This is a genomic window from Bacillus basilensis, assembly GCF_050630465.1.
GTDB classification, from domain to species: domain Bacteria; phylum Bacillota; class Bacilli; order Bacillales; family Bacillaceae_G; genus Bacillus_A; species Bacillus_A basilensis.
Genome location: NZ_JBNTQO010000005.1, coordinates 371,623 through 384,156, shown reverse-complemented (window position 1 = coordinate 384,156; position 12,534 = coordinate 371,623). Strand labels below are relative to the sequence as shown.

Genomic DNA, 12,534 nt, shown 5'->3' with positions numbered 1-12,534 from the left:
ATTATTCGTAAAATTGTAGAGGTATTAGGAAAAAATATAGAAGTAAATATAAAAGGAAGTAGTAAACAAACTGTAGTCATTCAAACCGGAATGAGTTGCTCGTTTTATGATTGGCTTCCTATTATAGAAAAGCTTTCACAACATTTTACAGTCGTTTCATACCATCGCCCAGGTTACGGAAGAAGTCAATTAGGGAATTATTCGCGTACTACAAGACAAGTGACAAAAGAGCTACATATGTTACTACAGAAATTAGCTATTCACGAGCCTATCATTCTCATTGATCATTCCTATGGAGGCTTATGTGCACAACATTTTGCGATGTTACATGAAGATAAGTTGCAAGCACTTATTTTAGTTGATTCTACTTCTATGAACTTACACCGATTAGATGAACTTCATTTACCAATTTCTGATCAGACTGATTCTGATGATATGTGGCTGCAAAAATATAATATATACTCCCAAATGGATGTAGACATGCTTTATAATGAACTAAAACCAATGCTAGCCGATCAATCAAGACAGCAAATTGAATTTTCTACCTCTCCTTCATTATATAAAGCGACAGCTTCTGAACTATGTGAGTGGAAAAATTGTGCCCGCTCAATAAAAGAGCTATATAAAACATTAGAAACATCTTTAATCGTTATAGGTAGAGACCCTCAATATTCTATTACTAAGTTGACTGCGGACGGCATGCCAAAAGAGGAAGCGATACAACTTGAAGCAATGTGGCAAAAACTGCTTCATGAACAATTACAAATCTCAATAAATAGCCAATATATAGTTGCTGAACATGCTAGTCATGGGATAGAAAATGATCGACCAGATATTATCATCGAAGCGGTTCACTCCCTAAAAATAAAAAAAGGAAGCAACTAAAGCTGCTTCCTTACTTATCTATTCATAATCTTCTTCATCATCGATTTCTTCGTAATACGAATTCCCATTACTTACATATATAGGACCATTCGCAACATCAATACGTAATACCCATGCCCATGGCACAGCTAAACGCTTATGTATTGCTCGCCAAAAGCTCATTGATTTTCTTTCGTACTCCTGGAACTCCTGAAGTAACTCTTTGTAGGAGGAACCGTCTAACTGAATATTTGCTTCTAACAAACGAGAATGGGCATAGTACTGCAGCTCTAGTTCAGCAGCAATTTCCATTTCTTCTTCCGTTGCCATACCAATAATTGTTCCATCTGCTGGTGCAATTTCATATACGTTGTGAACTTCAATAAGCCCTTCTTTCTCTTTCTCAAACATGTAAACAGCCTCCTTTAACATATATTTTTTATGTTACAAAGTCATACTTCTACAATAACATCTCTCTTTCCTCTTTTTTTGATAAACTTTTACAAATTATTTATCTGATAATCTGTAGACTCTAATCTTTCAGCAGAACTGAAACGATTATTATCAAAAACTAATTTATACACATCAGGCATATGAATGGTTTTCCAAAACTGAAAATCATATTTTGAATCAAAATAATTCATAAGTAATACCATAATATTCCCATGCGTACCTATTACAATATTCTTACCTTTATATTTTTTTAATATACTTTGCATACATATTACAGCGCGTCTTTGTGCTACATCATTTGATTCTCCGCCTTCGTATGCAAAACTCCAATCTTCCCACACATTCTCAATAGCATCATTAAAATCTGCTACTGGCTCTGAACTTAATAACCTTTCTCGTAAATCTTCTTCTATTTGTATCGATATATTATATGTATTCGCAATTCCTTGTACAGTTTGAATTGCTCTTTTGTACGGGCTAGAGATCACAACATCTATATGTTTATCTTTTAATAAGTGCGTTACATTCTCTGCGTCACAATGCCCTTTTTCAGATAAAGGCCGTTCCCGTTCGTCTTTTGTATATGTAGAATGGGCATGGCGAACGAAATATATTGTCGTCATTTATTCATCCCCCTTTTTTATTTCTATCCAAATTCAATACATTACCATCAAATCCCTTTACCTTTATAATAAGTGCTGTCAAATTTAAATGTTGATTTTCATATTAATAAAAGGGAAACACCTCATATGGTATTTCCCTCAATTAAAATAGACTACATTCAATTAAATACTTTATCGATTTTATTTCTATCGTATTCTAATATCCAATCATTATATGTATGATAAATATCCCTAATTGTATTGGGGGAGGTAGCTAATACATCACAACCTCTATCATCATAAACGTGAAATATAGTATTCTTGTTAACATTTATAAAATACACCCTATGAAAAATACTCGGTTTTATTCCCATATCTTGATTACAAATTGCTTTTAGCATAGGAATGTATTTCAAGTCTGAAACTTTACATTTCAAAGTATATCTATGCGTTTTATATACCCCGTCTTCATCGTCTTCATCGTCTTCATCGTCTTCTGGAAAAATATAAGGGATTGTATTTTTCTGTAACTTAAACAAATCGGACTTCTCTTTGACATACTTAGAAAAGATATTCAATTTGTGTTTGAAAGTTTCACCGTCTGCATAGTCATTTACATCCACTACGATATAAATATCATCTTCTGTTGCATGTAAAGACTGAAATAAAGTAATCGCTCTATTATAAACGCCTTCTAAATATGGGCAGTTTTCATAAATGTTATTGCAATCATAATTCACACCTAGTCTAAAGCGAATACCAATATCCCCATTATAAAATAGAGGTGGTCTAAGTTCTAAATTTGGAAACGTTTCAAGCATATACTCATTCAACCTCATCTCAACACCTACCTTTAATAGCATCTTGTTTACATAATAAAATTATTCTATTATAATTTATTTTTGAATTCCTCACTTGTTATAATGTCTCGAATAAAATAATCTACATTATTTCTCAGCTTTTGATATGCAACTTGATCTTCTATATCGTTAAACATAATGACAACTTCTACTTTATTCCCTTTCTTATCTGTAGTATACAAGCTTTTTGTCAATACGAATGCGGTAGAACCACCTTTTTGACCAGCATATTCGAACTTACTATTTTTAACTGTTCCTTTGAAAATGTTCTCGATTTCTTCTTGCATTGATTTGGGAAAATACTTTCTACTATTTATTTTTTCCATTATACTCATATAATCTTTAGCGTTTGCACCCACTAATCGATCTGACCAAATTCGCTGAAATTCCATATCTACCTTTAATGGGATATCCCGTTTTTTCCATTCTTCTTCGTCTTTCATCCATTCATGAATTTGTAATACATGTTTATTATACTCATCCTTTGACATGTTACGTATCATTTCTAACGATTGATTTTCTGGCTCATGAAGCTCTTTTTCTACATACCCTCTCATATATAATGAAGCAGTATACGAAGAGAACTTGTCATGACTAGTAAGCTCTAACTCTTTTATACTTTCATTTACTCTTTCTATTCCAAGCTTATCTAACAAATATGTTGTATTTGCATTAGAACTATAATGAATCATCCCTTTAGCGACTTCTTCTAAAGCGATCTGTCCATTTTTCACTAATTCTCTCGCTTTAGCATCTTCTAACCAGTCAGGATGCGCTCCACCATCAGTGTTTTTAACGTAATATTTTTCTAACTCGTGCAATGAAATTTGTTCATCTCGACTTATTTTTCCTTCTGACACTTGCTTAGCAAATTCAACTGCTATGACGATTTTCGCCGTACTCGCTAATGGTAATTTTTTATTTGTATTTATAGAAGTTAATACTTCTCCATTTCTTTTAATAAATAATGAGCATGTTTCATCATCTTTATGTTCTTTTATGTACTTTAATACATAACCAGGATCTTCTTTTGACAAATAGTACTTCATAATGACAAAGAAAGCTATAACGGCTACTATAATCACTCCTGCAACAATTCCTATAATCTTTAATATGTTCACAATATGCCCCCTCTAATAAATCCGCTTCTATATAATCATTATAACGAATTAAATTACAAATTTATACAAAATAGAGTAACTCTTCCTAAAAAAGAAAGAGTTACTCTATTTTACATGATGTTATTTGTCCATTTAACGTAACGACTATATTTGAGTCGTCACTTTCTTTAACACTTTTTAGTCGATTTGAATTAGGAGGACCAATTACAACTGACTCCTTAATTGGCGAAAGTTCCTTCCCTAATTTTTCTGCACTTACACCGTATGCAGCTTGAAATACTTCTGGTGGTGTTAATCTAAGTATGTCTGACCCTTCTGCTGTTTCAAACTGATCATTATTGAAGAACAAATGTAATTGTACTTCTTCTGTTACCGCTGTGATCCAATGCCACCATCCCATTGGAATAAATACAGTTTGCCCCGCTTTTACATGATAATTTTGCAATTGATTCGTTTCGGGATTTAAGATAGATGTAATTGCTTCTCCTGATACAACAACATCCAATTCCCACGCATTCGGATGCCAATGCGGTTCTCGCATATGCCCTTTTGTCATAAACAAATCAACAAACGCTCCTCCTATCATCGCTGGTAACTGCGTTGACGTAACTTCATATGCAACGTTTTTCTCATCCCTTTTAAAAAAGATATTTTTTCTTGAATCAAAGAAAAGATTTGGAGTTCCTGAACTTTTCTTTAAATTTTTATTATCTGGAACATAACCTGAACTACTCATTTTATCCCTCTTTTCCACTCCGAACATTTCGACTTTCACACTGTATCGTATGGAAAAAATGTATGAATGTGCCTAAGCATTGATATAACAAAAAAACATGCCTTCATAAGGAGAGCATGTTTTGTGATATTCTTTACATTAATTAGCTAAAAATAAACTTTTTACTTACCATGATGTAACATTAAATCACTAAGTTCTTCTTCAATGTGATTTAATTTCGCAACGCCTTCTTTCCATTTATGAATATAACGTGAAACCCCAACGAAAAATAAAACGATAATTGTGGAAAGAATAATACCATACACGATTGCTACAGTACTCATAGTTACACTTCCTTGTAATTAGTAATGTGGTTATTAGTTATATTTTTATTATAAACCTTTTTCTTTTAAAATACTTCGATTTCAACTTTTTGTAACAAAATTGATTTTTCTAATATTTCGTTCGTGAAAATAGCATATTTTTCACAAATTATACAAAACTTCACCATATGTACTATTACCATATGAGTTATATTATTTAATAGGAAAAAGGGGATGATATAGTATGACGACTTGGTTTATTGTAATGTTAGTTGTATTTGGGGCATTTAAAATTATTGTTTCTAGCCTTCCTAACACTGTTATTGAATCCATTATTAGCAAGTACGAAACACATCCACAACTCGAAGAAGAGAATGTGACTGTTACAATCCATGGAAATAACGTAGAAGGTGAAAAGAAATCCAAAATTATTCATGATTTTAACGAAGGTTTATTTTTAGATCGCTATTATGCACCGCCACACAATGAAGGTACTCCTTTAATTATTCATGCAAAACGTGGCAAAAAAGATTTTACATTTTATATTTATAGCCATGAAGAGCATGTTGATGTTGTTAAGCAACATAAAAAGAAAGTAGTTGCTTATAGTTTACGCTCTAAAAATCTTCAAAATAGTGATATGTTCGTGTCAGCTGATTTAGCTTAATACTCATATATTTGAAAAAGGAATCCATGACATATGGATTCCTTTTTACTATTCACTGAAAAATAAGCTCTGTCTTCAAACTATCTTTCGGTAACAGCCATCCTTTTTGTTCTAAACTCTTCATTAATAATTCTCTTTGTTCTTTCGCAATACTCTCCTCATTTGTTTTAAACGACACTTCTATTACGAAATCATCTTCTATTTTCCCTGTATTACTTAGTGGCCAAACTTCAATATTCGTTTTACTATTTTGAAATTCACCTGTATACCTTTTCATTAATACAGGACCATAAATACGAGAATTCCTTAACATCTCTTCTCCCCAATTCTTATACAACCATTTGTTCATTTTCCCTGGTAACTTCTCTATTAACATGTTTTGAGCAGCTTGTTCGTTTGGTAAATCAAGTACTCCATATCCTTTAGCACTATAACTTTTCTTATTTGAAATACTTAACGTTTTCTTCTCAAATCCCCAGTCTATTTCTGCCTCATAATTATCCGTTTTACTATCAAATCCATCTTCTTTAGCTACTTCTAGTGCATCTTGAATTACACCATTTTGAATCGGATATCTTTTTTTATATGTTAGCTCAAAATCTTTACTAAATTCTTTCTTTCGAATTCTCGCAAACCAACCTTCATTACTTAAATTTTTATTTGCCGTATCTAAAAATTGCACTTGTATCCTTTCATAATTTGTAACCGCCTGGAAATATTCTAGTACTTCTTGCTTCATCTCTTTGTTAGGACCTAGTACTTGTTCTGGTTTTACTAATAATTTCACTTCAAAACTAGGTTCCATTGGACTAGCAGCAAACCCTTCCTTAACGTTATAAAGGAAACAACAAAAGAAAATGCTTACGAATACAAATACCTTTTTCATATACCTATCTCCCTTACATTTTAAATGACTTCTATACGTTCCATAGTAAGTGAATATATATTTTCATACCCAGCTACGCTAAGTTTTTTTTGTAATCGATCCGTATCCTCTTTCAAAGCATGTACTAACACCGTATGTTCCGGTAATAATGTATTTAACATCTCTTTCACATCTCTTATACTTTGATGAACTTTATATGGAACTCGCTTCACCCTACATTCTTTGCCTACACGTTCTTTCAAAACTTTTTCTGCAAAACTCCCTTTAGCAATATGTCCAGTAAAGATAATAGAATTTCGTTCTTCATACTGAATTTGTTCATAATATAATTGAGCTCGTTTCGTTTGCATATTCGCATCACTCATTACAACTATTCCATAACTATGTTGCGTACCAATGTCATCATCCATAACTATTACGTTTCTTTTTAAACTCTCCATTAGCTCTTCAAGTTCTTCATTATTTTTGATCCAATCTTTATATACGATCATCTCTTCGAATCCATCCAAAATTTCTTGATCTACTATAATGGGAAGTCCTTTATATTTTTCATATAAATACAATACGATATCTTGCGCTCTACCAAGCGATGGCAATGGTAATAATGCCATTCCCTTCTTTTGAGCAACTCGTTCAATTTCTGCACATAGTTCGTCTACTCGTTCATTTTGCGAAACATCATCAGTGTGATACGCGGCATCTACGATTGCAACTTTTATATCGACATGCAATTTCTCAGGTAAATTAGCTCGTAGTATGTTAGACTCTGCTGAATAATCGCCAGAATAAAATACATATGTATGACTCATATCCACTAAAAACCAAACAGCCCCTAATACATGCCCACTATACCCCCATTGAAACCGCAATGTAGGAGTAATTTGTATCCATTCATTTGGATTACTAATCTCATCAATATATACATAATTTAAATCCTTTATGTTTTGATCACTATAAGGTACATTCCATCCTCGCGTCAGATTGTAGTTTCTCCATTTTTCATAATAAGTTGGAAGTTGCTCCTTCGTATAACGAGTCGTCCAAATTTTTTTCTTATATCCATACTTCGCTAATAAAGGTAAACCCATCGTATGATCTTCATGAATATGTGATAAAAATACTGCATCTAAAAACGGCACAACTTCCCTCTCTATTTTTGGATAACTATCCTCATATGATCGATTAATACCACAATCAAATAATATTTTCGTCTCTTTATTTTTCACAAAATAGCAGGAACGACCGTATTCTCCCGCTCCTCCCCATACTTCCATCCTCATCATGCTACCCCTTTTCGTTTTTGCTCCATATGTTGCAGAAGTAATAAGCACATTGTTGTAAGTCCAACAGAAACGACAGCCATCGCCATTCCTATAGATACTTCTCCTTGTTCAAATTGAGCAAAAATAAATGTTGCTGACGTTTCTACTGATGGAGGTAGTACGAGAAGCGATGCTACTAACTCTCTTATCGATATCGTAAATGTCATCGCCCATCCAGCAAGAATGCCTGGGATAATAAGAGGTAATATTATTTTTCTAAAAATATAAATATAATTTCCAGAAAAAATACTTCCTGCCTGTACAAGAGAATCATCAATTTGTCCGAGCGATGCTTTTACATACTGCACCGTATAAGGTAAAAAAAGAACAACATACGTTACAATAACCATAACTGGTGTATTGTAAATGTACAGAGGCATATAGGGTGAGTTCCAAAATAATATAAGACCTACAACCATCACAATTCCTGGTACCATATTCGGTAACATACCGCACATATCAAGCCATTTTTCAGAGGACTTTTTCCCCCTTCGGATCATAAGTGCCAAAAACACTCCAATCATAACAGCAATAATTGCTGTTATAAGTGAAAAAAGAAAACTGTTCCATAAAGCTTCTAATCCTGGGGATCCCATTGTAAACAATGCTTCATAATGACTCGTTGTAAAGTTATTTACATGTAAACCGCCGCCTCTTAATTTTGACAAAGAAGCAATCAATATAGAAAAGTATGGGATTCCAATTGATACGATTAATAAACCAATTACATAAATCCATGCTACAACACGTGTAACGATGGACAAAGTATACCTTTTAGATTTCACACCTTTCCCACTAACCATTGCATATGAATATTTTCGATTTAATACATTTTGCATATACCAAATGAGCATACACGCGCTAAGTAATAAAGAAGACAATGCTGTTGCACTACTAAAATCAATCGGCCAACTCGAAATAAATTTATGAATTTCTGATGTTAGCACATGGAACCCTATTCTCCGCCCGAATGTAGCCGGCGTTCCAAATTCAGCAATCGTCTTTACGAAAATGAGTAAAGCACCCATTACATAACTTGATACTAATAACGGCAATATTATTTTTCTTAAACGATAGAAGAAGCTTCCGCCATGAACTGCTGCTGCTTCTTCTTTACTACTCCCAATTTGAAGTAACGTGTTTTTCAACATGAAATAAAGGAATGGGAATAAATGCAGACTCATAATTAAAACCATACCTCCTAAACTAAAAAATGAGGATGATATCGTCTTTAGCATCGGAAAAAACTGTTCGAAATAGCCGTTCGGTTGCATGAACAAAATCCAGCCCATCGATCCAATATACGGCGGAGTCATAAATGGAATCATAAAAACAATATCTAGCTTGCTATACTTTCCGACATCTGTTTTGCTCATAATGAAAGCCAATGGAAATGCAAATACAGTAGCTCCTATTACTACAAGTACACCGAGAAGCATCGAGTTTAGAAAAATCCCAGCTAATCCACCACTCTGCATCACTTCAAAAGGCTTTAAAAAATCCCAACTACTATTTTCATATACACTAGAAAGTAAAATGAGAAAAAGCGGAATGACGATTAACATCGCCACAAGTAACAACGCTACCGTCATTCCAACTTGTCTTACTGATACGAATCGATTTACCATGTAATCACCATCTTATTGAAATACTTTCTTAAATTGTTTTCCTATTTCATCTTGTTCTTTCTCAACTGTTTTCCAATCAATATTTAATACTGGAATCTCTTCCACATTTGGTCTATTTTCAGCTTTTATATCTGTTCTACCAGGCAATAAATATGCTTTAGAAATTTGTTTTTGCACATCATCTGATAATAAATAATCAATAAACTCTTTTGCACCTTCTACATTTTTACTATCCTTCATAATACCTGCTGCGCGTGGACTAATGACTGTTCCGCTTTTTGGATATACGATATCAACTGGTTCACCCTTTGCTTTTGCACTGTACGTCATATAATCAACACCCGCAATGACCATATCTTTTGCACCTGTTACAACTGGATCTAATGCTTCTTGGTTTGCCCCCGCTACTGTAACTTCATTTTTCTTAAGTTGTTCAAATAAGTTCCATCCATCTTTTCCATTCTTTTTCACGTATCCTGTTACAAAGTCTAAAGCCGAACCTGAAAGTGCTGGATCTGGAAGATTCACCTTCCCTTTCCATTCTCCTTTTGTTATATCGCTCCAATCTTCAGGTGCTGTCTTCACATTTTTTGTATTGTACACAATTCCTAATGCTGAAGCACTATATCCAAAATAATGTCCTTTATCATCCGACCATTCAGAACGAAGTTTATCAGCTTGTTTCGCTTCTTTATAAGCTAACGTTTGACCATCTTTCTTTAATCCTTCCATCGCTGGTAAAGAAGCAAGTACCACTACGTCAACGACTGGTTTTTTCTTTTCAGCTTCCATTCTCGCTAAAATTTTTCCAGTTGTCCCTTGAAACATTTCCACTTTTATACCCGTTTTCTTTTCAAAGTCCTTTTGAATTTTTTCTGCTAATCCTTTTGGCCCTGCACTATATACAACAATTTTCTTTTCATTAGTAGTTTTACTTTTTGCATCTGCATTACCTGTCTTTGAGCTACACCCTGTTACTACTGCAGAAAACAGTAAAGTACATACAAATAAAGACTTAAGCGAACTGAATTTCTTCATACGATTCTCCCCCTATATGATGAATACATTTTTCCGGTACATATAACGATACTGGTTTCCCGATGCTTAGCTTACTAGTGTGATAAGCTGTCCATACACCGAGTGTCCCCATGTCTACTTTCACTTCATAACGTTCTCCTACATATGTAACGTGCTGAATTTCACCTGTATACATTTCACACACTTCATTTTTCGTCCAGCTCACATACTCTGGACGAACCATTTGTTTACCCTCTACAAGCCAATTTGCCTTACCAACAAATTTTGCAACAAATTCATGAGATGGCTTCACATAAATATCTTCTGGTGTTCCTTTTTGTAATACTTCTCCTTGTTTCATAACAATAATTTGGTCTGACATTGACATAGCTTCTGTTTGATCGTGCGTTACATACAATGCCGTTAAACCGATCGAATGAACGATATCCATAAGCTCTACTCTCATTTCTTCTCGTAAAATTGCATCGAGTGCACTGAGCGGTTCATCAAACAAAATAAAATGTGGCTTTGTTACAATCGCTCTAGCAAATGCGACACGTTGCTGCTGTCCGCCAGAGAGTTCATGCGGATATCTTTTCTCCATTCCTTGCAGGCGAACTCGCTTTATCGCATCTTCTACTTTTTCCCGTAATTGATTCGTTTGCTTTGTAGCCCTTAAACCAAATGCGACATTTTCAAATACAGTCATGTGTGGCCATAAAGCAAAATCTTGAAATACCATACCGATATTACGTTCATGAGGAGATGTTTTTATTTTTTTTGCACCAGAATACATGCACGTATCTCCAAAATATATTTCACCCTTATCTGGCTCTTCAAGTCCTGCAATCATTCTAAGTAAAGTCGTTTTTCCGCATCCCGAAGGCCCTAAAAGTGTGGTGAATTCACCTTGTTTCATGACAATTTGTAACGGCTTTAACGCCTGCGTTTTTCCAAAATTCTTTTCTAATCCAATAATTTTAATGTCCATCGTTTCACCTCTCTCCCCTCACTCTTAACCTGCTTTCATTCTATATGGAAGATTTATACTGAATGTTAATGTACTGTAAAGATTAAATTAAAAAACTTCTAATAAACTATTTATTTCTATAGATTTTTTCTATAGTTAAAATAAAAAAGGCGGCAATTCATAATGAATCTCTTAAAATTGGAAATTGTAGTGCTTATTAAGAAATACAAAAAGCTTACGATCGTTGCAGAAAAACTAGGTGTTAAACAACCTACTATTACATTCCATATAAAAAGCCTAGAAGAGGAACTCGGTGTATCTTTATTCGAATTACGTTCGGGAAGGTATTTCTTAACAGAGGCTGGTGAGGCATTACATCATTATGCTTGTAAAATAGATGCACTTATGAAAGAAGCTAGACGGGTCACGCAAGAGTTTAAAGATTTTCATAAAGGCGCTATAACAATTGGCGCTAGTTATGTACCAGCGACTTATCTTTTACCAGAAATTGTTCATCAATTTCAACGCGAATTTCCAAATATAAAAATAACACTTATGGTAAAAACAGCTCCTGAGATTCGAACGATGCTACAAAATCATGAAATTGATCTCGGTGTAATTTCCGCAGCACCGTTTGATGAATTACTTTTAAAACAGGCAAATGTAATGCCTGATACACTTGTTCTTGCTTTCTCCAAAGAACATCATTTTTCGAAAAAAGAAAATGTATCACTACAAGATATTGAAAAAGAACGTATACTATTGCATCGTAACCCATCTACAACGAGAGATTTACTTACACAATGGACGTTAGCACATAACATTACATTCCAATGTGAAATTGAATTAGATTCACTAGAAACGATGAAACAAATTTTAAAATATGGTAATGGCGTCGCTTTTATTTCTAAACTCGCTATTGAACAGGAAGTACAACGAAATGAACTATGCTATATGCCCATCCCTGGATTTGAATTTCAGCGTAACATTTATACGATTCATCATGAGGACAGATGGAATTCTAAGATTATTTCTTTTTTACTACACAGCATCACTTCTTATACAGCAAAAAATTAAAAGGCTGTCGTTATACACGACAGCCTTTT

At 33.8% G+C, this 12,534-nt stretch carries 15 protein-coding genes; 3 read left to right on the top strand and 12 right to left on the bottom strand.

The genetic code is table 11. The features are described from left to right. Positions 1–48: 48 nt before the first annotated feature. A complete protein-coding gene (locus ACQVV1_RS13955; protein ID WP_431169013.1) occupies positions 49–885 on the top strand; it encodes an alpha/beta fold hydrolase in 837 nt (278 codons plus the stop codon). Positions 886–903: 18 nt separating this feature from the next. Here ACQVV1_RS13955 and ACQVV1_RS13950 read toward each other — a convergent pair whose 3' ends face one another. The 7 genes from ACQVV1_RS13950 to ACQVV1_RS13920 form a co-directional block, all read right to left on the bottom strand. Further along, on the bottom strand, positions 904–1,275 hold the full coding sequence (locus ACQVV1_RS13950; protein WP_000461767.1) for a hypothetical protein: 372 nt from the start codon (positions 1,273–1,275) through the stop codon (positions 904–906). A gap of 89 nt (positions 1,276–1,364) precedes the next feature. After that, positions 1,365–1,940, bottom strand: a complete 576-nt coding sequence (locus ACQVV1_RS13945) for a histidine phosphatase family protein (RefSeq protein ID WP_431168999.1) — start codon at positions 1,938–1,940, stop codon at positions 1,365–1,367. Between the two features lie 158 nt (positions 1,941–2,098). Continuing rightward, positions 2,099–2,758 carry a DUF3885 domain-containing protein gene (locus tag ACQVV1_RS13940; protein WP_431168998.1) on the bottom strand — a complete coding sequence of 220 codons (660 nt, stop codon included), beginning with the start codon at positions 2,756–2,758 and terminating at the stop codon, positions 2,099–2,101. 50 nt (positions 2,759–2,808) lie between these two features. Then, entirely contained in the window at positions 2,809–3,900 is a 1,092-nt protein-coding gene (locus ACQVV1_RS13935; RefSeq protein WP_431168997.1) for a serine hydrolase, read from the bottom strand. A gap of 100 nt (positions 3,901–4,000) precedes the next feature. Then, positions 4,001–4,636 (bottom strand): cupin domain-containing protein, encoded by a 636-nt coding sequence (locus ACQVV1_RS13930; RefSeq protein ID WP_431168996.1) that lies wholly within the window; start codon positions 4,634–4,636, stop codon positions 4,001–4,003. 161 nt (positions 4,637–4,797) lie between these two features. Then, a complete protein-coding gene (locus ACQVV1_RS13925; protein ID WP_000108701.1) occupies positions 4,798–4,959 on the bottom strand; it encodes a hypothetical protein in 162 nt (53 codons plus the stop codon). A 65-nt stretch (positions 4,960–5,024) separates the two neighbouring features. After that, positions 5,025–5,141: a hypothetical protein gene (locus ACQVV1_RS13920; protein ID WP_002011946.1), complete on the bottom strand. Its 117-nt coding sequence runs from the start codon at positions 5,139–5,141 to the stop codon at positions 5,025–5,027. Positions 5,142–5,182: 41 nt separating this feature from the next. Between ACQVV1_RS13920 and ACQVV1_RS13915 the strand changes: the two genes are divergently transcribed. Next, positions 5,183–5,605 carry a YfmQ family protein gene (locus ACQVV1_RS13915; protein ID WP_309259953.1) on the top strand — a complete coding sequence of 141 codons (423 nt, stop codon included), beginning with the start codon at positions 5,183–5,185 and terminating at the stop codon, positions 5,603–5,605. A 52-nt stretch (positions 5,606–5,657) separates the two neighbouring features. On the opposite strand, the gene ACQVV1_RS13910 is transcribed toward ACQVV1_RS13915, so the two are convergent. The 5 genes from ACQVV1_RS13910 to ACQVV1_RS13890 are packed head-to-tail and all read right to left on the bottom strand — an operon-like array spanning position 5,658 to position 11,449. Beyond that, on the bottom strand, positions 5,658–6,491 hold the full coding sequence (locus tag ACQVV1_RS13910) for a hypothetical protein (protein ID WP_431168995.1): 834 nt from the start codon (positions 6,489–6,491) through the stop codon (positions 5,658–5,660). 20 nt (positions 6,492–6,511) lie between these two features. Then, positions 6,512–7,774 (bottom strand): MBL fold metallo-hydrolase, encoded by a 1,263-nt coding sequence (locus ACQVV1_RS13905; RefSeq protein ID WP_431168994.1) that lies wholly within the window; start codon positions 7,772–7,774, stop codon positions 6,512–6,514. Beyond that, the gene (locus ACQVV1_RS13900; protein WP_431168993.1) at positions 7,771–9,441 is read right to left on the bottom strand and encodes an ABC transporter permease; all 1,671 of its coding nucleotides are present in this window, start codon (positions 9,439–9,441) and stop codon (positions 7,771–7,773) included. Before ACQVV1_RS13900 ends, ACQVV1_RS13905 begins: the two co-directional genes overlap by 4 nt. A 12-nt stretch (positions 9,442–9,453) precedes the next feature. Further along, positions 9,454–10,479, bottom strand: a complete 1,026-nt coding sequence (locus ACQVV1_RS13895; protein ID WP_000714691.1) for an ABC transporter substrate-binding protein — start codon at positions 10,477–10,479, stop codon at positions 9,454–9,456. Continuing rightward, positions 10,457–11,449, bottom strand: coding sequence for an ABC transporter ATP-binding protein (locus ACQVV1_RS13890; RefSeq protein ID WP_431168992.1), 993 nt, complete (start codon positions 11,447–11,449; stop codon positions 10,457–10,459). Before ACQVV1_RS13890 ends, ACQVV1_RS13895 begins: the two co-directional genes overlap by 23 nt. A 162-nt stretch (positions 11,450–11,611) precedes the next feature. Here ACQVV1_RS13890 and ACQVV1_RS13885 point away from each other — a divergent pair, with 162 nt between their 5' ends. After that, a complete protein-coding gene (locus ACQVV1_RS13885) occupies positions 11,612–12,505 on the top strand; it encodes a LysR substrate-binding domain-containing protein (RefSeq protein WP_431168991.1) in 894 nt (297 codons plus the stop codon). The last annotated feature ends 29 nt before the right edge of the window (positions 12,506–12,534 follow it).